Below are 17,922 nucleotides of genomic sequence, written 5' to 3'. Positions count from 1 at the left end.
TCGGGGGCGATGCATGGGACGCCCCCGAGGCCGAATCACCTTCGGGTGTTTGGCAGGCTAAGGGCGTCCAACGCATCAGCCCGCGTCGCCCGCAGGGGCGGCGCCCGTCGTGCCGGAGGAGCGCGTAGATGAAGTTTGCAGGGAGGGCGGACACCATATGAACATCGTCGTCTGCGTGAAGCAGGTCCCCGACACGGCGACCGAACGCAAGCTGCGGTCCGACGACAAGACCCTCGATCGGGAGAACGCCGACGGGGTCATCAACGAGCTGGACGAGTACGCCGTCGAGGAGGCCCTGACGATCAAGGAGGCCCACGGCGGTGAGGTGACCGTCCTCACCATGGGCCCGGAGAAGGCGTCGGAGTCGATCCGCAAGGCCCTGGCCATGGGTGCCGACAAGGCCGTGTTCCTGTCGGACGAGGCGCTGCACGGCTCGGACGCGCTGTCGACCTCGTACGCGCTCGCCCAGACGCTGAAGAAGATCGGCTTCGACCTCGTCATCCTCGGCTCGGAGTCGACCGACGCCCGTACGGGTGTGCTGGCCGCGATGCTGTCCGAGCGGCTCGGCGTCCCGCAGGTGACGCTCGCCAACAAGGTGGAGATCGACGGATCCGCCCTCAAGGCGCAGCGGCTGACCGACTACGGCTTCGACCGCGTCGAGGCGAGCCTGCCCGCGGTCGTGAGCGTCGTCGAGAAGATCAACGAGCCGCGTTACCCCTCCTTCAAGGGGATCATGGCGGCGAAGAAGAAGCCGGTCGAGAAGCTCGCCGTCGCGGACGCCGAGATCGACGCCGCCAAGGTCGGGCTCGCCGGAGCCTCGACCGAGGTCGTCGACTTCGCCGACGCGCCACCGCGCGAGAAGGGCCAGATCGTCAAGGACGAGGGCGACGGCGGCGTGAAGGTCGCCGAGTTCCTCGCGTCCAAGAAGTTCATCTGAGAGGCGGGGAAATGGCGGAGATTCTCGTCCTCGTCGACCATGTCGACGGAGAGGTCAAGAAGGTCACCTTCGAGCTGCTGACGCTCGCGCGCCGGCACGGCGACGCGGCGGCGGTGTGGATCGGCCCGGGTTACGAAGGCGCCAAGGACAAGCTCGCCGAGTACGGCGCGGCCAAGGTCTACGTCGCCGCCGACGAGGAGCTGACCTCCTACGTCGTCGCGCCCAAGGCCGAGCTGCTGGCGCAGCTGGTGGCGGACAGGTCGCCGGCCGCGGTGCTCGTGGCCGCGACGGCCGAGGGCAAGGAGGTCGCGGGTCGCCTCGCGGTCAAGATCGATTCGGGCGTGCTCACCGACGTCGTCGACGTCGCGGACGGGTTCGTCGGCGAGCACTCGATCTTCGGTGGCGCGATCGTCTCGCACGCCAAGGTGTCGAAGGGCACACCGATCATCGCGGTACGCCCGAACTCCACCGCTCCCGAGGCCGCGCCGTCGACCCCGGCCGAGGAGCAGGTGTCGGTGACGCTGTCCGACGCGGCCAAGGCCGCCAAGGTCGTCGAGAAGGTCGTCCAGGAGAAGGGCGAGCGGCCGGAGCTGACCGAGGCCGCGATCGTGGTCTCCGGCGGCCGCGGTGTCGGCGGCGCCGACAACTTCAAGCTCATCGAGGAGCTGGCCGACTCTCTCGGCGCGGCCGTCGGCGCCTCCCGTGCCGCGACCGACGCCGGCTGGTACCCGCACACCTTCCAGGTGGGCCAGACCGGCAAGACGGTGTCGCCGCAGCTGTACATCGCGGTCGGCATCTCCGGCGCCATCCAGCACCGGGCCGGCATGCAGACCTCCAAGACGATCATCGCCATCAACAAGGACCCCGAGGCGCCGATCTTCGAGCTGGTCGACTACGGCATTGTCGGCGACCTGTTCCAGGTCGCCCCGGCGCTCACCGAAGAGATCACCAAGCGCAAGTAGCGTCTGCCTGACGGACGCCCCGGCGGTATCGCCGGGGCGTCTCTCATCTCGGGTTGAGTCGGAAGCGGAGGCGCCCGCCCGGCCGGGCCTGCGCGGCGAGGCGCAGGTCGGCCTCGGCGACCACCCCGATGACCGGGTAGCCGCCGGTGAGGGGATGGTCGGCGAGGAACAGGACGGGCTGCCCGGCGGGCGGCACCTGCAACGCGCCCGGCACCATCGCCTCCGGGTCCAGTTCACGGACCGCGTGTCGCCGCAGGACCGGCCCGCGAAGTCGGATGCCGACCCGGTTGCTGTCCACCGACACCTCGTACGGTGCGGAGCACAGCGCGGTGAGGGCCTCGGGAGCGAACCAGTCGTCGCGCGGACCGGGCATCACGGACAGCACCGGCTCTTCCGGGTGGTGTGGCTGCGGCGCGAGGTCCACGGTGATCGGGCCCTCGGCCTGTCCGCCGACCGGCAGGATCCGGCCCGGCGCCAGGGGCGGCGGGCCGAGCCCCGACAGCACGTCCGTGGCCCGGGAGTCGAGCACCGGGGGGACGTCGACGCCTCCGCGGACGGCCAGGTAGGTGCGCAGGCCGTCGGCCGGCACGCCGACCCGGACCTCGTCGCCGGCCCTCACGTGGATCGGCGCGAACATGCCGGTCGCCCGGCCGGCCACACGCACGGGGCACGACGCGCCGGCGAACGCGATCACCGTCGTCCGGCGGAACCGGGCCACCAGCCCGCCGAAGGTCAACTCGACTCCGGCGGCCCCCTCCCGGTTGCCGACCAGGCGGTTCGCGAGCCGCAGGCTCCACCGGTCGGCCGCCCCGGACTCGCCGACACCGATCTCGGCCAGGCCGGGACGCCCCAGGTCCTGGACCGTGGCGAACGGGCCGGGGGAGACGACCTCGATCACGTACGGACCTCCACGAACCGGACGCGGGTGCCGGGCCGCAGCAGCATCGGCGGGTCCCGTTCCAGATCCCACACCGGCAGGTCGGTCTGGCCGATGATGCGCCACCCGCCGGGGGAGGGACGCGGATAGACGCCGGTGAACCGGTCGGCGACCGCGACCGCGCCGGCCGGCACCGCCGTACGGGGAGTGTCGTGGCGCGGCACGCGCAGGATCGGCGGTAGCCCGCCGATGTAGGCGAACCCTGGAGAGAAACCACAGAACGCCACGGTGTGCTCCGCCGCCGTGTGCCGGTCGATGACGTCCCGCTCGGTCAGGCCGGTCAGGCGGGCGAGGTCCGGCAGGTCCGGCCCGTCGTAGCGGACCGGCACCGTCACCGTCTCCGCGACGCGCGGGCCGGACACGGCGACGGCCCGGCCGCCGATCTCCGCGCTCAACCGGTCGGCGTCGGTGACGGCGGGGTCGAAGCGGAGCAGCACGGTGGAGGCCGCCGGCACCGTCTCCGTCACCCCCTCCGGCGGGTCCCGCCGGAGGGAGTCGCACAGGCCCGGCACCTGGGCCGGGTCGGAGGGTTCGACCAGTACGGCCCGCTCGCCGCAGCGGAGCACGCGCATGCCGGGCCCGCTCATGTGAACGGGAGCACGTCGACACCCGCGGCGCGCAGGCCGTCACGGACCCGGCTCGCCAGCGCGCCGGCGCCCGGCGTGTCGCCGTGCACGCAGATCGAGCGCGGCGTCACCGTCACCGCCGTGCCGTCCACCCCCGCCACCGTGCCCTCGACGGCCATCCGGACCGACCGGGCGACGACCTCATCGGGATCGTCGACGACCGCCCCGGGCAGCCGACGCGACACCAGGCGCCCGTCCGAACGGTAGGCGCGGTCGGCGAATCCCTCGGTGCTCAGGGCCAGCCCCGCCGCCGCGGCGAGGTCGAGCCACCGCGAGCCGCGGGGACCCAGCACCGTGAGGGCGGGGTCGTGGCGGCGCACCGCCTCGACGACCGCGGCGGCCTGGGAGCCGTCGGAGACGATCGTGTTGTACAGCGCCCCGTGCGGCTTGACGTAGCGGACCCGGTCGCCGGCGGCGCGGGCGAACGCGTCGAGGGCGCCGATCTGGTAGAGCACGTCGTCGACGAGGTCGTCCGCCTCGACGTCGATCCGCCGCCGGCCGAAGCCGACGAGGTCGCGGTAGCCGACGTGGGCGCCGATCCGGACGCCGCGGGCGACCGCGCGCTCGCAGGCGCGCCGCATCGTGGGCGGGTCACCGGCGTGGAACCCGCAGGCGATGTTGGCGCTGGTGACGACGTCGAGCAGGGCGTCGTCGTCGCTCTTCCAGACGCCGAACCCCTCACCGAGGTCGGCGTTGAGGTCGATCACGCGATCCGGCATGCTCACCCCTCGGCCCACAGGGTCTGCTGGGAGACGTCGGTGATGAACATGTGCCCCGGTTTGTGGGTGATGGCGAACGGCAACCGGGACCGCATGAGGGCGGCCTGCGGCGTCACACCGCATGCCCAGAAGACCGGCACCTCGCCGGCCCGGATGTCGACGGCATCGCCGAAGTCGGGCTGGGACAGGTCGGTGATGCCCAGCCCCTCCGGGTGGCCGACGTGGACCGGCGCGCCGTGGGCGGCCGGAACCGCCGCGCTCACGCGGACGGCCGTCGCGACCAGCCCGGCCGGGATCGGGCGCATCGACACGACCAGCGGCCCGCGGATGCGTCCGGCCGGGCGGCAGGCCCGGTTCGTCACGTACATCGGCACGTTCCGTCCCTGCTCCACGTGGCGCACCGGCACTCCCGCCCCGGCCAGTGCCGCCTCGAACGTGAAGCTGCAGCCGATGAGGAAGGCGACGAGGTCGTCACGCCACAGGTGCGTCACGTCCTCGGCCTGCTCGGCGGGCCGGCCGTTCCGCCACACCTGGTACCGGGGCAGGTCGGTGCGCAGGTCGGCGCCGGGCGCGAGGACCGTCTCCGGGCGCCCGGGCTCGGTGACGTCCAGCAGCGGGCAGGCCTTCGGGTTGCGCTGCGCGAACAGCAGGAGGTCGTGGGCGTGCTCCTCGGGGACCGCCACGAGGTTGGCCTGGAGGTGACCGGGGGCCCAGCCGGCGGTCGGGGCCACGAACCCGGTGCGGAACCGTGCCCGCGCGGCCGCCGGGTCGGATTCGCGTTCGAGTGCGGTGAAGGCGAGCGCAGCCGTGTCGTCCCTCCGCGCGCGGCTTCGGGCGAGGCGGTTCACGACAGCTCCTGGGCGCGCGTCTCCGGCAGGCCGAACAGCGCCGCGAACGCCAGCACGTAGGCCAGCGCGCCGAACGCCATCGCACCGCCGACGCCGTACCGGGTGGCGATGAACCCGATCGCCGTGGGGAAGAACGCGCCCACGCCACGGCCCACGTTGTAAGTGAAACCCTGGCCGGTGCCGCGCAGCCGGCCGGGGTACAGCTCCGACAGGAAGGACCCGAAGCCGCTGAAGATCGCCGATGAGCAGAAGCCGAGGGGGAACCCGAGGACCAGGATGTAGTCGTTGGCCGAGGCGGGCAGCTGCGTGTACGCCACGATGAGCAGGCCGCTGAGCACGGCGAACAGGCGGATGGTGAGCTTACGGCCGAGCCGGTCCGTCAGGTGACCGCCGGTGAGGTACCCGGCGTACGCCCCGGTGATGAGGAAGGCGAGGTAGGCGCCCGTGCCGACCACCGACAGGTGCCGGTCGGTCTTGAGATAGGTCGGCACCCAGGTGGCCAGCGTGTAGTAGCCGCCCTGGACCCCGGTGCTCATGAGGACCGCGAACAAGGTCTTCTTCCGCAGGTCCCGGCCGAAGATCGCGGGAAGGGAGCCGCGGCCCTCGGTGCGCCGTTCCGCGGTGTAGGTCGGGGCGTCGGTGACGCTGCGGCGAACGTAGATGGCCAGCACCGCGGGGAGGGCGCCGGTGATGAAGAGCAGCCGCCAGGCGAGTTTCTCGTCCACCAGGCCGAAGACCGCCGTGTAGATCAGGGCGGCCGCGCCCCAGCCGACCGCCCAGGCGCTCTGCACCATCGCGACCGCCCGGCCTCGGTGGCGTGCCGCCGCGTACTCGGCGACGAGGATCGCTCCGGCCGCCCACTCGCCGCCGAAACCCAGCCCCTGCAGGGCCCGGAAGACCAGCAGGGTCGGGTAGTTCGGCGCCAGCCCGCACAGCGCGGTGCAGACGGCGTAGGCGATCACGGTGACCATGAGGGTCCGCGCCCGGCCGACGCGGTCGGCGAGGACTCCGGCCGCGATGCCGCCGAGGGCCGAGAAGACGAGCGTGGTGGTGGCGAGCATGCCGGTCTGCGGTTTGGACAGGCCGAAGGTCGCGGCGATCGCGGTCAGGCCGAGAGGCAGCACCCAGAAGTCGTAGGAGTCCAGGCCGTAGCCGAGGTAGGCGCCCTTGAAGGCACGGCGACCGGGGGTGCCGAGTGTGCGGTACCAGGCGAACGCCCCGGCACCCCGGTCGTGTTCTCGCCGGTCGGTCGCTTCTTGTGATGCGGACGATGTCGCCATGACATACCTCACCGTCATGTCGCGGACACCGGGCCTGTGCCGGACGCGGCGCCCTGTTCGTCTCCGTCCCGGCCCCCGCGAGGACGGACGGTTTCGTTCAACATAGAGATTGTTGAACAATCCGACAAGACTCTTGTGGTAAGATCTTTCTGTCCGGGTGACGATGGAGAGGGCGGTCCGGATGCCCCCTGAAGGCGTTGACGCGGTCACGGAGAGCCTGACCCGCGACCGGTCGCTGCTCAGCCGGATCAGCACCACCGAGCGTGTGGCGGCCATCCTGCGCGACCGCATCACCGAGGGTCTCTTCCGGCCCGGTGACCGGCTGGTCGAAGAGACGATCGGCACCGCCCTGGGCGTGTCCCGCAACACTCTGCGCGAGGCGTTCCGGCTCCTGTCCCATGAGCGGCTGCTCGACCACCGGCTCAACCGCGGCGTCTTCGTGCGTGAGCTGAGCGTCGACGACGTCGTCGACCTGTTCCGCGTCCGCCGGCTGGTCGAGTGCACCGCGATCCGCCACTCCGATACCGCGCCCGCCCCCGCGCTCCGCCACCTGCGCGAGGCGGTCGACGCCGGCGAGCGCGCCGCGGCCGACCACACCTGGCTCGCCGTCGGCACCGCGAACATGCGCTTCCACCAGGCCGTCGTCGAGCTGGCCGGCAGTGCCCGGCTCGAGGAGATGATGCGTCAGGTCCTCGCGGAGCTCCGCCTCGTCTTCCATGTCATGAACGATCCACGCACCTTCCACGAGCCCTATCTGGCGCGGAACCGCGACATCCTGAAGCTCGTCGAGGCCCGTGACCACGACGGGGCCGAGGCGATGCTGCGCGGCTATCTCACCGAGGCCGAACGCCAGCTCGTCGGCGCCTACTCTCTGCTCACCGGCTGATCGCCTGCCGCCGCGGCCGTACCTCCTCGAAGCGGAGCGGCCGCGCGCACGGGAACGCCCCGGCGGAGGACCGCCGGGGCGTCGCCGTGTTCGGGGAGCGTCACTTCGCCGTCGGCGTCGGAACCGGGGAGACCGAAACCGGCGTGCGATTGTCGTGGATCTCGCGCGTCGGGCCGACGACCAGCAGGACCTGGTTCTGCGCCCACAGGCTGGCGCCGTGCACGAACCAGCCCGGCTTCACCTCGTTCGGGGGCACGCCGTTCTGGTACGGCGCGCTGTCGCCGTCGGCACCCATGTAGCGGTACTCCGGCACGGTGACATGCCGCTTCCTCAGCATCGCCAGGACCTCGGCGACCGTACGCCCGCGGTACGTCATCCCGTGCATGACCTCACCGGGAGCGTCGGCCGGTGCGGAGGAGTCGTAGTGCTCGCCGGGCCTGGCAGCACGCCCGAAGACGACCTGGGCGTGCCCCTTGAAGCCGAGCGGGATCTTCACGCCGACCGGGCAGGCGTCACCGCCGCCCCCGGTGTGGCACCGACCGCGCGCGGTGATCGTCTCGAGCGGTCCGTCCGCCATCACCACCGTCCCGACGATCGTCGAAGACGCCGGGACCAGCTTCAGGTCGATGTCCATGCCGTGCGCGGCGAACTCCTTCTGGTACCGCGCCGGATCGGCCAGCGGGTCCTTGACCTTGACCACCAGGTACTTTCCCTGGGTCGAGAAGGTCAGCGCCGCCAGCTGGACCTTCACGGGCCCGCTGCTCGCGCGCTGTGACGGCGTGGGCGTCGTGTGCGTGCCGCCGGAGCCCGCGGAGGTGACGGCGACCGCGATCGCGGCGGTGGCCGCGGCGACGGCCAGCGGCACGCCGACGATCAGTCTCCGGCCGCGCCGGGCCCGGTGTCCCGCCGGAACGGCGGTGGCGGTGATCTGTTCGGCCAGTTCGGTCCTGGCCTGCGGACTCACCATGCGAGCGGCCTCCTCGTCGGTGATCGGCGCGAGCTGCCTGATCAGCTTGTCGTGGTTCATACGTGCTCTTCCTTCGCGATCCGCGCTCGGCGCAGATGCGACTCCGCGTTGGCGCCCCTGTCCTTCAGCTCGCGCGCGAATCGCTTGCGCGCCCGGTGCAGCCGGACGCGCACGGCGTTGCGGGAGCAGCCGAGCACGGTCGCGATCTGACCGGCGTCCAGGCCTTCCCAGCCGACCAGGGACAGCAGCTCCCGGTCGTCGTCGGACAGGCTGCGGAACGCCTCCGCGACCGCGCCGGACTCGATGCGGTGATCGGCGGCCCGGACGGCGTCGCCGAGTTCGGTCCGCAGCCGGTCGCCGAGGGCCGTGCGCCGCCGCTCGCCGCGCCGGTGGTTGGCCAGGACCCGGCGCGCCACGCCGAACAGCCACGGGCGCGCCCGGTCCCCGGCGGGGATCTCGTCGAGCCGCCGCCAGGCGACCAGGAAGGTCTCGGCGAGGACGTCGGCGGCGTCGTGACCGTCCTCGGTGCGGCGCATGACGTACCCGAGGACCGGGTCATGGCAGGCGGCGTAGATCTCCTCGAATCTTCGCCTTCTCTCGTCGAGAGGTCCCAAGGACTCTCTCCTCTCGGTCGGTGCCGGCCCGCGGATGCGCGCGGTCACCTCGGACGTGTCCGGTCGACCCGTAGCATTTCGCGAAATGATCGCCTAATTCGGGACAGGTGCTGTTGGGGTCCATCGTGGGTCCGAGTGACAGAGGGGGACCTGTGGCGATCGGGAGAGCTGGTGTGGGGACGGCCCTGTGGGAGGGGGCCGGCGGGGGAGCGGCTGCGTGGGAGGGCTCCGAGGACGCGCGTCCGGCGGAGCGGCCCCCTGGGGACGCCGGCGTGTCCCGCCGGCGCTGGGCGGAGGCGCGCTGGGACCCGTACTGGCTGGCCGCCGTGCTCTTCGTCGCGTACGCGACGCTGTCGCTCGTGCGGTACCGGCGCATGGCGATGATGTCCTGGGATCTTGGGATCTTCGAGCAGGCGATCCGCGGGTACGCGCATCTGCGCGCCCCGATCGTCGACCTCAAGGGCCCCGGCGCGAACATCCTCGGCGATCACTTCAGCCCGATCATCGCGCTGATCGCGCCGTTCTACCGCGTCTTCCCCACTCCGGTCACGCTCCTCGTCGCCCAGGCCGCGCTGTTCGCGTTCGCCGCCGTCCCGATCACCCGCGTCGCCGCCCGGTTCCTCGGGCGCGGCCAGGGGGTGGCGATCGGTGCCGCCTACGGCCTGTCCTGGGGCGTCCAGCGCGCGGTCGAGTTCGACTTCCACGAGATCGCGTTCGCCATGCCGCTCCTCGCTTTCTCCCTGGAGGCCGTCCTGCGCGGGCGGTGGTGGGCGGCGATGGCGTGGGCGCTCCCGCTGGTCCTCGTCAAGGAGGACATGGGGCTGACGACCGCCGCGATGGGGTGCGTCGTGGCAGTGCGGGCCCGGCGGGACGCCGCGCGCTCCCGTGTCCTGCCGTGCGCGGTCGCACTGGCCGTCTTCGGCGCCGTGATCAGCGTCCTCGCCTTCACAGTGATCATTCCGGCGTTCAGCACGGCGGGCGACTACGGGTACTGGCAGAAGCTCACCGGTCATGGCGTGTCCGGCTCCCGGCACGTGCCGCCGGGCATCGCCGTCCGTACCGTGCTGTGGATCCTGGTGCCCACCAGTGGCCTGTACGCGCTGCGCTCCCCGCTGCTCCTCGCCGCCCTGCCGACGATCGGCTGGCGCCTGGCCGCCAAGGACGACCACTACTGGGGACTGGACTGGCACTACAGCGCCGTCCTCATGCCGATCGTCCTCCTCGCGCTCGTGGACGCCGTCGCGCGGGACCGCGCCCGTACGGGCACGCGGCCGTGGCTGCGTGCCTACGCATCCCGGCTCCCCGCCGCCGTCGCGGTCGCCGCCCTCGCGCTCACGACGACGCTCCCGCTCGGAGGCCTGCTGCACTGGGGGGTCTACCGCGTGGACGCCCGGACCACCGCGGTCAAGAAACTGCTCCTCCGCATTCCCGACGGCGCGACCGTCGAGTCCGATGTGCTCCCCATCAGCCGGCTCACCCGCCGTACGACCGTGTACTGGCTCGGCGACACGAAGGGCATCGCACCCGACTACATCACGTTCTCCCTGAGGTTGCCGGGGGACGGGGATCCCGTCGGCGCCGCACACGCCCTTCACCCGAGGGTCGCCTATGGCGAGGTCGCCAGGGCCGGCGGCCACGTCCTCCTGCGCCGGGAATGACCGCTCAGGCGGTGAAATGCCGGACGAGGTGCCGGACACCCATGGGACGGAGGCCGTCGCCGTGACGGTCCCGCTCCCTCGAAGGAGATCTTTTGGCACTCGTCAGAGCCGCCGTGGCCCTCGGAGCCATGGCCGCCCTCTCCGCCGGTACGGTTCAGGCGGCCCATGCCGCGCCCCGGCCGGTCACGTCCTCGCCGGCCGGTAAGGCGCGCGACCTCAAGAGCAAGATCGTCACCGGCAAGCCGATACGCAAGGCGATCCCGCTCGGCAGCCGCAAGTTCGCGGGGCCGACGCCGACCGTGAAGGTCGACGTCCTCGACCGCAACGGTGCCGCGCCGACGGCCGACAACGTGTTCTCGGTGACCTTCATGGCGTTCGGCGGAGGAGACTGGTTCAGCGGAAAGCCGGTCGACGGGCATCTGGAGGGCGAGATCCCCGCGGGCGACTACGCGGTGCGAGTGATCGTCAAGACGCCCGAGAAGGACGGCGCCACGTCGACCACCCTCGTGTACCGGTCGAAGGTCTCCATCACCGGGGACACCTCCCTCACGCTCGACGCCCGGCAGGGACGGCCGGCCACGGCGTCCGTGGACCGCGCCGACGCGGGGGTGAAGGACTTCTTCTACCAGCTGACCCAGGACCTCGGATCCGGACCGGAGGTGACCGTACTGGACGGGGGCCCGGACTACTACATCACGCCGACCGGGACCGACGGCGGGCTCACCTACCGCCTCCAGGCGATCCTGACCAGGAAGGGCGCCGAGAGCGGTAGCCCCTACGTGTACAACCTCGGCGCCGCCTTGCCCGGCATTCCCGCCGACCCGGCCCTGCGGGCCCGGACGAGCACGCTGGCCACCGCGCGGACCGCGTACGCGTCGGAGGGCGGCCCGGCCTGCGGCGGAACCCACGCGGGGGTGGACTGGGGCACCGGGCTCAGCGTCACCAACTACACGGGAATCGGGTCGCTGCCGACGACACGCACCGAGTACTTCACGCCGGGACTCAACTGGTCGGTCGACGACATGGTCACCGGCACCGACTGCGGGTTCGGATTCGACGAGACCGACCTCCGGAGCCGTACCGTGAGCTTCCCGCGCGCCGGGTCGTACACGCGGGCATGGAGCGCCGCGCCGCTCGGCCCGTCCGCCGGCTGGATCCACTGGAGCGCCAACGGCCCGAACGGGGAGCCGGCCATGGTCCTGCGGATGCTGTCCACCGCCGACGCGGAGGGCGGAAGCGCGCCGTACGCGCACATGACGGGCATCTCGACCCTGCGTGACGCCGCCGGGAACGTCGTGGCCACCAGCGATGACCCCGGCAGGAGCAGCGACTGGACCGCGCCCGCGCCGGGGAAGTACACGCTCACGGTCGAGGCCAAGCGCTCCGCCCCCTGGTCCGATCTCGCCAGTGCGCAGCGCGACGTCTGGAACCTCAACGTGGACGGCAGCCCCACGGTGACACTGCCGGCGCTCCGCTACCGCACGGCGCTGGACGAGAACAGCCGTGGCAAGGCCGGCGCGGACCAGGTCGTCACCGTCGTGCCCGACGGCACGGACGGTACCCCGACGCTGCGGGTCTCCAATGACGACGGCGCGACCTGGAAGGACGTCGCGCTGCACAAGGACGGCACGGCGTGGACCGGGACCGTCCACAACCCGTCGTCCGGTTACGTGTCACTGCGCACCGCCGTCGCGGGAGTGGTCGACCAGACCGTGATCCGCGCCTACGGCGTCCGCTGACGGAACGACCGGCCGCCGGGGATCGCGGCCGTACGGCGCGATCCCCGGCGGCCGAGGCCCGCAAGCGAAACACCAGCCAATTCCGACGTTTCGGTTGACGCGATCTGACCGCTCCGGCAGTCTTCCGGGGTCTATTCGATCTTGGGGGAACACCGAGATGTCCAACCGACGTCGCGCGATCGGCGCGGGGGCCGCCCTGGTGGCGGCCGTCGCCGCCGGCGCCGTCTATGTCCAGCAGTCCTCGTCATCGGCGGGCCTGCAGTCCTCGTCCTCGCCCACACGGCAGGCGGCCTTCGCCGCCGCGGCGAAGAAGTACAAGGTGCCGGAGAGCGTGCTGCTCGGCGTGTCGTACCTGGAGTCGCGGTGGGACACCAACGACGGCCTGCCGAGCGTGAGCGGCGGGTACGGCCCGATGCACCTGACCCAGGTCGCCGCCGCCTCGGGAAAGGGCATCGAGCAGGGCGGCGGTGACGACTTCGGCACCGCCGCCGCGCCGAAGACCGCCGCGGCGGCCTCGGACCCCCAGACCCTGCCGGAGGCGGCCAAGTTGACCGGCGTCGACGTCGGGAAGCTGCGAATCAACCCGGTCGCCAACATCGCGGGCGGCGCGGCGCTGCTGGCGAAGTACCAGCGGGACGCGCACAAGCCGCTCGGCGCCGACCCGGCGCAGTGGTACGCCGCCGTCACCCGCTACGGCGGGAGCTCCTGGTTCGCCGACGAGGTCTTCTCGGTGATCCGCTCCGGCGAGACCCGGACCACCGACGACGGCCAGAAGGTCACGCTCGCCGCCGACCCGAAGGCGGCCCCGGCCGCCGCCAAGGACGTGAGCGCCGCGGCGGCCACCGACTGCCCGGCGAGCCTGAAGTGCCAGTGGATCCCCGCGCCGTACAAGCAGCTGGACCCGAAGGACCCCAGCAAGTACGGCAACCACGACAAGGCGAACCGGCCCGCCCAGCAGAAGATCGACTACATCGTCATCCACGACACCGAGTCGTCGTACGCGTCGGCGGTGCAGTCGGTGCAGGACCCGACCTACCTGGCATGGCAGTTCACGATCCGCTCGAAGGACGGGCACATCGCCCAGCACGTGCGGGTCAAGGACCTCCCCAGGCACGCCGGGAACTGGTACATCAACTCGAAGTCGATCGGCATCGAGCACGAGGGCTACGTCGCCAAGGGCACGTGGTTCACCGAGGCGATGTACCGCTCTTCGGCGAAGCTGGTCGCCCACCTGGCCGCGACCTACGGCGTCCCGCTGGACCGGGGGCACATCCTCGGCCACGACAACGTGCCCGGCCGGGCCATGAGCGCCGTCTCCGAGATGCACCAGGACCCGGGCCCGTACTGGGACTGGGCGCACTACTTCAGCCTGCTCGGCAAGCCGCTCAAGGGCGCGGCCACGATCCACAGCCGGCTGATGATCCTCCCGAACTACGCCAAGAACAAGTGGGCGTACACGGGCTGCGACTCCGCACACCCGTCGGCCAAGTGCCCGTCGCACGGCGGTGCGTCGATCATGCTGCGCACCGGGCCCAGCAAGACCGCGTCGCTGGTCAAGGACATCGGCGCGCACCCCAGCACCGGGGGCAAGGCGACGACGAGCGTCTACGACCACTCCGCGCGGGCGTCGACCGGCCAGACCTACGCGGTCGCCGAGAAGAAGGGCGGCTGGACGGCGATCTGGTACCTCGGGCAGAAGGCGTGGTTCTACAACTCCAAGGCCCTTCGGAGGGCGGTCGCCGCGCCGGGGCAGATCGTCACCCTCAAGAAGGGGGCGCAGATCTGGGGGATGGCCTACCCGGCCAAGCTCGGAGTCACCCCGCCGGCCGACAGGGTCGCCGAGCCGCTGAAGTACACCGTCGCCGCGGGGCAGAAGTACGCCCTCCTCGGCAGCGAGACCGGCGAGTACTACCACGCGGTCAACTACGACGTCTCCAAGCACGTCCTCGTCAAGGACTCGACGAAGTACTACGAGATCCAGTTCGGTCACCGCGCCTACTTCGTCAAGGCCGGTGACGTGACCGTCTCCACCGTCAGCTGATCCGCGCGCACCGCCGTGACCTCCGGATCGGGAGGTCACGGCGGTTTCGTGTCACTGGAGCCCGGTGGGCGTCCCCTCGCTCTCGTGCCAGAGGCGGTCGAGGGCGGTGACGACGTAGACGTACGCCCTGCCCGGCTCGGCGGTGCCGTCGGTGAAGGACGTGCCGCCGGTCACGGCGACCCGGTGGGCCTCGTCGAGGTCACATCCGGCGGCCGGGCCGTCGAACCGGTAGACCGCGTACCGCGCGGCCCCTCGGACCGGGCGCCAGGTGACCGTGGAGCCCTCGGCGGCGGGCCGTGGCCGGTGCGGGGCGTGCCCGCCGAGCCGCGGCATGAGCGGCACCAGCGCAGGGCGGGCGTAGTGGTCGGCGACCATGCGGCTCACCGCGCCGATCCGGTCGGCGTCCATGTCCTTGGCGCTGAAGTGGATGTCCCCGGCCACCTGCGGGTACGCCTGGTCGAACGTGAGGTGCCGGGACAGCTCGGCCGGGTCCTGCCAGGGCGCGGCCTGCCCGGCGGCGCCCTGCCGGTAGTCGGCCTGGCCGATGTACAGCTGCACGCCCGTGCCGTCGACCTGCCGGGCCCACCACGGGACGAGCTTGGCGTAGTCGGCGATCGTGAACCCGATGTACCAGTAGACCTGCGGGGCGATGTAGTCGATCCACCGCTTCTTCACCCAGCCGCGTGTGTCGGCCGAGATCGCGGTGTACGACTCGGTGCCGTTCGTGTCCGAGCCCTCGGGGTCGGAGGTCCTGTTCCGCCAGATGCCGAACGGGCTGATCCCGAACTTCACCCACGGCTTGAGGGCGTGGATCCGGCGGTCCATCTTCCGTACGAGCAGGTCGATGTTGTGACGCCGCCACGACGCCTTGTCGGCGAACCCGGAGCCGTACCGGGCGAACGTCGCGTCGTCGGGGAAGTCCGCGGTGCCGCTCGGATAGGGGTAGAAGTAGTCGTCGAAGTGGACGCCGTCGATGTCGTAGCGGCGCACCGCGTCGAGCATCGCGCGTTCGACGAAGCGGCGGACGGCGGGGATGCCTGGGTCGTAGTAGAGCTTGCCGCCGTACGGGTGCACCCAGCCGGGATGGCGGCGGGCCGGGTGGTCCGGCGTGAGCAGGCTCGGGTCGGGCTTCATCGACACCCGGTACGGGTTGAACCACGCGTGGAACTCCAGGCCGCGCGCGTGCGCCTCGCGGACCAGGAAGGCCAGCGGGTCGTACCCCGGGTCCTTGCCCTGCGTGCCGGTCAGCCACTGGGACCAGGGCTCGTACGGGGACGGCCAGAACGCGTCGGCCGTCGGCCGTACCTGGACGAACACCGCGTTCAGGTGCCGGGCGACGGCGTTGTCCAGCAGGCGGACGTACTCCGCCTGCTGGCGGGCGACGGGCAGGCCGGGGGAGGACGGCCAGTCGATGTTGGTGACGGAGGCGATCCAGACGCCCCGCAGCCGGCGCTGGGCCGTCGCGGGCGCGGAGCAGGATCGGGTACGGGCGCCGGCGGGGGCGGCGAGGGGCCCGGCGGCGAGTGCGCCGCCGAGCAGCGCGGCGGTGGCGAGGGACAGGACGTGGCGAAGGACCATGCGGCTCTCCTCAGGTTCTTGAAGAGAACTTACGATCACTAGTTGATCGATGTAAATGATTCACTTCGCGTGTCGTCGTGGCAGGTCGGACCGCGAGGCGCACAAGGGGCGAATCCCCTGTTCAGCGGATGTTCGGCGGTCGTTACGGGTGATCGAGGTGTGCCTTTGCGGGCCGACCATAGCGTGCCCGTCGACTGGCCCGACCCCACGGAGACCACCTTGTGCAAGACCCACCCCCGGCCCGACGCGTCACAGCTCGGGAGCAGCCGCCGCTCCTTCCTCAACTACGCCGGACTCGCCGGAGTCGGCACCGCGATCGGAGTCGCCGGCGCACCGCCCGCCGCCGCGGCGACCGCGCCGCAGGGCACTGACGCGGGACGGCCCCTGCGTCCCGACACGGACGACCCGCGGTTCACGTTCGTCGTGATGCCCGACACCCAGTACCTGTTCGACGACCAGAGCATTCACCCCGAACCGATCGAGGCCTCCTTCAGGTACATCCTGGACAACGGCCGGGACGAGAACATCGTGTTCATGTCCCACCTCGGGGACCTCACCCAGAACGGCCTGAAGAACGAGTTCGAGCAGATCGGCAAGGCGTTCCAGACCCTGGACGGCAGGTCCGTCGCCTACAGCGTCCTCGCCGGCAACCACGACGTGAAGTCCTCGACCGACGACCAGCGGGGGAGCACGCCCTACCTGGACACGTTCGGTCCGCAGCGCTTCCGGAAGTCGCCGACGTTCGGCGGGGCCACCGCCGACGGCTACAACACGTACCACGTGTTCCGCGCCGCCGGCCGGGAGTGGCTGGTCCTCGCGCTGGACTGGCGGACGTCGGACGGCGGCGTCGAATGGGCGCGCCAGGTCATCAAGCGGCATCCGCGGACGCCGGTGATCCTGACCACCCACGAGATCGTCTACGCCGACAACCCCGGCGAGGAGGCGCGGTTCTCCGACTACGGCCGGCGGCTGTGGGACGACCTGATCGCCGACAACGACCAGATCTTCCTCACCCTGAACGGGCACTACTGGCCCGCCGCCCGCACCACGCAGAAGAACAAGGCCGGCAACGACGTCCACCTGCACATCACCAACTACCAGAACCGCTACTACGGCGGTGCCGCGATGATCCGGCTCTACCGGTTCGACCTCGCCCGGAACACCATCGACGTCGAGACGATCTCCCCGTGGATCCTCGGCCAGGCGGCCAAGGACCTGAACGAGCTGGAGCGCCAGGAGATCGAGCTGACCAGCGCGGACGACTACTTCTCCGTGCCGATCGACTTCGCGGAGCGGTTCGCCGGGTTCGCGCCGGTGCCGCCGCGGCCGGCGCGCCCGGCGTCCGCGATGCTCATCCCGGGCACCGTGGCGTACTGGCGGTTCGACGGTTCACGCAAGGACGGCGCCCCGTTCGCCGACTCCGACCGGGTCGCCGACCTCTCCGGCCACGGGAACGACCTGACGAAGGTCACCGTGCCCGGCACCCCCGCGAGCGCGCTGACCTGGTCCGCCGAGTACCACCCCGACCAGCCGGGGCACGGCAGTCTCTACTTCGGCGGCGACAAGGCTCCCCTGAAAGGCTCCTACCTCCAGACGGCCGCGTCCGCGCCGCTGAACTCCGCCACGTTCGCGTCCGGGTACACGGTCGAGGCGTTCTTCAAGCTGCCCGCGGACTGGAACGGGGACCGCAACGGCTGGGCGGCCCTGCTGAGCCGGTGGGGCATGAGCGGTGAGGCCAAGAAGACCGGCGGCGACCCGGATGAGCCGGTCGCGACGCTCAGCCTGTCCGCCGACCGGGAGCTGCAGTGGTGTATCTACCCGCAGAACCTGAACGGCTCCGTGACCAACTGGGGTCATGAGCTGCCGCTGGGGACGTGGTGGCACGTCGCCGTCGTGAACGACGGAAGCCACACGACGATGTACGTCGACGGCTGTCCGGTCGTCCGCAATCCGTCGACGAAGGCGACCGGCATCGCGACGGTCGGCCTGCAGTGGCTGCTGGGCGGTTACGAGTACGGCGGGAAGATCGACCAGATCCTGCACGGCTGGGTCGGCGACGTGCGCGTCGTCGACCGGGCCCTGCCGGTCGGCCGATTCATGCCGGCCGGCACGGGCCGGTAGCGCAGAAGC

At 71.5% G+C, this 17,922-nt stretch carries 15 protein-coding genes; 7 read left to right on the top strand and 8 right to left on the bottom strand.

The genetic code is table 11. From position 1 onward, the window contains the following. The first annotated feature begins 157 nt into the window (after nt 1–157). Nucleotides 158–937, top strand: coding sequence for an electron transfer flavoprotein subunit beta/FixA family protein (locus ACYVF7_RS47725; protein ID WP_460352832.1), 780 nt, complete (start codon nt 158–160; stop codon nt 935–937). Between the two features lie 11 nt (nt 938–948). Continuing rightward, nucleotides 949–1,899 carry an electron transfer flavoprotein subunit alpha/FixB family protein gene (locus tag ACYVF7_RS47720; RefSeq protein ID WP_460352830.1) on the top strand — a complete coding sequence of 317 codons (951 nt, stop codon included), beginning with the start codon at nt 949–951 and terminating at the stop codon, nt 1,897–1,899. 43 nt (nt 1,900–1,942) lie between these two features. Here ACYVF7_RS47720 and ACYVF7_RS47715 read toward each other — a convergent pair whose 3' ends face one another. Genes ACYVF7_RS47715 through ACYVF7_RS47695 form a run of 5 tightly spaced genes read right to left on the bottom strand, consistent with a single transcriptional unit; the run spans nt 1,943 to nt 6,309 of the window. Further along, nucleotides 1,943–2,797: a 5-oxoprolinase subunit C family protein gene (locus tag ACYVF7_RS47715; RefSeq protein ID WP_460352828.1), complete on the bottom strand. Its 855-nt coding sequence runs from the start codon at nt 2,795–2,797 to the stop codon at nt 1,943–1,945. Beyond that, a complete protein-coding gene (locus ACYVF7_RS47710; protein WP_460352827.1) occupies nt 2,794–3,408 on the bottom strand; it encodes a 5-oxoprolinase subunit B family protein in 615 nt (204 codons plus the stop codon). Before ACYVF7_RS47710 ends, ACYVF7_RS47715 begins: the two co-directional genes overlap by 4 nt. Nucleotides 3,409–3,419: 11 nt before the next feature. After that, complete coding sequence (locus ACYVF7_RS47705) at nt 3,420–4,181, bottom strand: LamB/YcsF family protein (protein WP_460352826.1); 762 nt, start codon at nt 4,179–4,181, stop codon at nt 3,420–3,422. A gap of 2 nt (nt 4,182–4,183) precedes the next feature. Then, the gene (locus tag ACYVF7_RS47700) at nt 4,184–5,029 is read right to left on the bottom strand and encodes a putative hydro-lyase (protein WP_460352824.1); all 846 of its coding nucleotides are present in this window, start codon (nt 5,027–5,029) and stop codon (nt 4,184–4,186) included. Beyond that, nucleotides 5,026–6,309 carry an MFS transporter gene (locus ACYVF7_RS47695; protein ID WP_460352822.1) on the bottom strand — a complete coding sequence of 428 codons (1,284 nt, stop codon included), beginning with the start codon at nt 6,307–6,309 and terminating at the stop codon, nt 5,026–5,028. The genes ACYVF7_RS47700 and ACYVF7_RS47695 overlap by 4 nt, the downstream gene beginning before the upstream one ends. Before the next feature lie 181 nt (nt 6,310–6,490). Between ACYVF7_RS47695 and ACYVF7_RS47690 the strand changes: the two genes are divergently transcribed. Beyond that, nucleotides 6,491–7,195: a GntR family transcriptional regulator gene (locus tag ACYVF7_RS47690; protein WP_460352820.1), complete on the top strand. Its 705-nt coding sequence runs from the start codon at nt 6,491–6,493 to the stop codon at nt 7,193–7,195. A gap of 100 nt (nt 7,196–7,295) precedes the next feature. On the opposite strand, the gene ACYVF7_RS47685 is transcribed toward ACYVF7_RS47690, so the two are convergent. Together ACYVF7_RS47685 and ACYVF7_RS47680 are read right to left on the bottom strand one after the other, a co-directional pair. Beyond that, complete coding sequence (locus tag ACYVF7_RS47685; RefSeq protein WP_460352818.1) at nt 7,296–8,222, bottom strand: hypothetical protein; 927 nt, start codon at nt 8,220–8,222, stop codon at nt 7,296–7,298. Beyond that, nucleotides 8,219–8,776, bottom strand: a complete 558-nt coding sequence (locus ACYVF7_RS47680) for an RNA polymerase sigma factor (protein ID WP_460352817.1) — start codon at nt 8,774–8,776, stop codon at nt 8,219–8,221. The genes ACYVF7_RS47685 and ACYVF7_RS47680 overlap by 4 nt, the downstream gene beginning before the upstream one ends. Before the next feature lie 173 nt (nt 8,777–8,949). Here ACYVF7_RS47680 and ACYVF7_RS47675 point away from each other — a divergent pair, with 173 nt between their 5' ends. The 3 genes from ACYVF7_RS47675 (at nt 8,950) to ACYVF7_RS47665 (ending at nt 14,214) form a co-directional block, all read left to right on the top strand. Then, nucleotides 8,950–10,434, top strand: coding sequence for a DUF2079 domain-containing protein (locus tag ACYVF7_RS47675; protein WP_460352815.1), 1,485 nt, complete (start codon nt 8,950–8,952; stop codon nt 10,432–10,434). Nucleotides 10,435–10,526: 92 nt separating this feature from the next. Further along, entirely contained in the window at nt 10,527–12,173 is a 1,647-nt protein-coding gene (locus ACYVF7_RS47670; protein WP_460352813.1) for a hypothetical protein, read from the top strand. A gap of 157 nt (nt 12,174–12,330) precedes the next feature. Next, nucleotides 12,331–14,214 (top strand): N-acetylmuramoyl-L-alanine amidase, encoded by a 1,884-nt coding sequence (locus ACYVF7_RS47665; RefSeq protein ID WP_460352812.1) that lies wholly within the window; start codon nt 12,331–12,333, stop codon nt 14,212–14,214. Nucleotides 14,215–14,265: 51 nt separating this feature from the next. Here ACYVF7_RS47665 and ACYVF7_RS47660 read toward each other — a convergent pair whose 3' ends face one another. Continuing rightward, entirely contained in the window at nt 14,266–15,792 is a 1,527-nt protein-coding gene (locus ACYVF7_RS47660) for a glycoside hydrolase family 10 protein (protein WP_460352811.1), read from the bottom strand. Between the two features lie 165 nt (nt 15,793–15,957). Here ACYVF7_RS47660 and ACYVF7_RS47655 point away from each other — a divergent pair, with 165 nt between their 5' ends. Beyond that, entirely contained in the window at nt 15,958–17,913 is a 1,956-nt protein-coding gene (locus ACYVF7_RS47655; protein ID WP_460352810.1) for a LamG-like jellyroll fold domain-containing protein, read from the top strand. The last annotated feature ends 9 nt before the right edge of the window (nt 17,914–17,922 follow it).

It is taken from the genome of Actinoallomurus acanthiterrae (assembly GCF_054775715.1).
Note: the sequence above shows the minus strand (reverse complement) of the source record. Positions and strands in the feature narration are given on the sequence as shown.

Coding starts and splice junctions, on each gene's coding strand:
- ACYVF7_RS47665 (WP_460352812.1), top strand. CDS start 12,331: ATGTCCAACCGACGTCGCGCGATCGGCGCGGGGGCCGCCCTGGTGGCG.
- ACYVF7_RS47710 (WP_460352827.1), bottom strand. CDS start 3,408: ATGCGCGTGCTCCGCTGCGGCGAGCGGGCCGTACTGGTCGAACCCTCC.
- ACYVF7_RS47725 (WP_460352832.1), top strand. CDS start 158: ATGAACATCGTCGTCTGCGTGAAGCAGGTCCCCGACACGGCGACCGAA.
- ACYVF7_RS47705 (WP_460352826.1), bottom strand. CDS start 4,181: ATGCCGGATCGCGTGATCGACCTCAACGCCGACCTCGGTGAGGGGTTC.
- ACYVF7_RS47695 (WP_460352822.1), bottom strand. CDS start 6,309: ATGGCGACATCGTCCGCATCACAAGAAGCGACCGACCGGCGAGAACAC.
- ACYVF7_RS47690 (WP_460352820.1), top strand. CDS start 6,491: ATGCCCCCTGAAGGCGTTGACGCGGTCACGGAGAGCCTGACCCGCGAC.
- ACYVF7_RS47720 (WP_460352830.1), top strand. CDS start 949: ATGGCGGAGATTCTCGTCCTCGTCGACCATGTCGACGGAGAGGTCAAG.
- ACYVF7_RS47685 (WP_460352818.1), bottom strand. CDS start 8,222: ATGAACCACGACAAGCTGATCAGGCAGCTCGCGCCGATCACCGACGAG.
- ACYVF7_RS47660 (WP_460352811.1), bottom strand. CDS start 15,792: ATGGTCCTTCGCCACGTCCTGTCCCTCGCCACCGCCGCGCTGCTCGGC.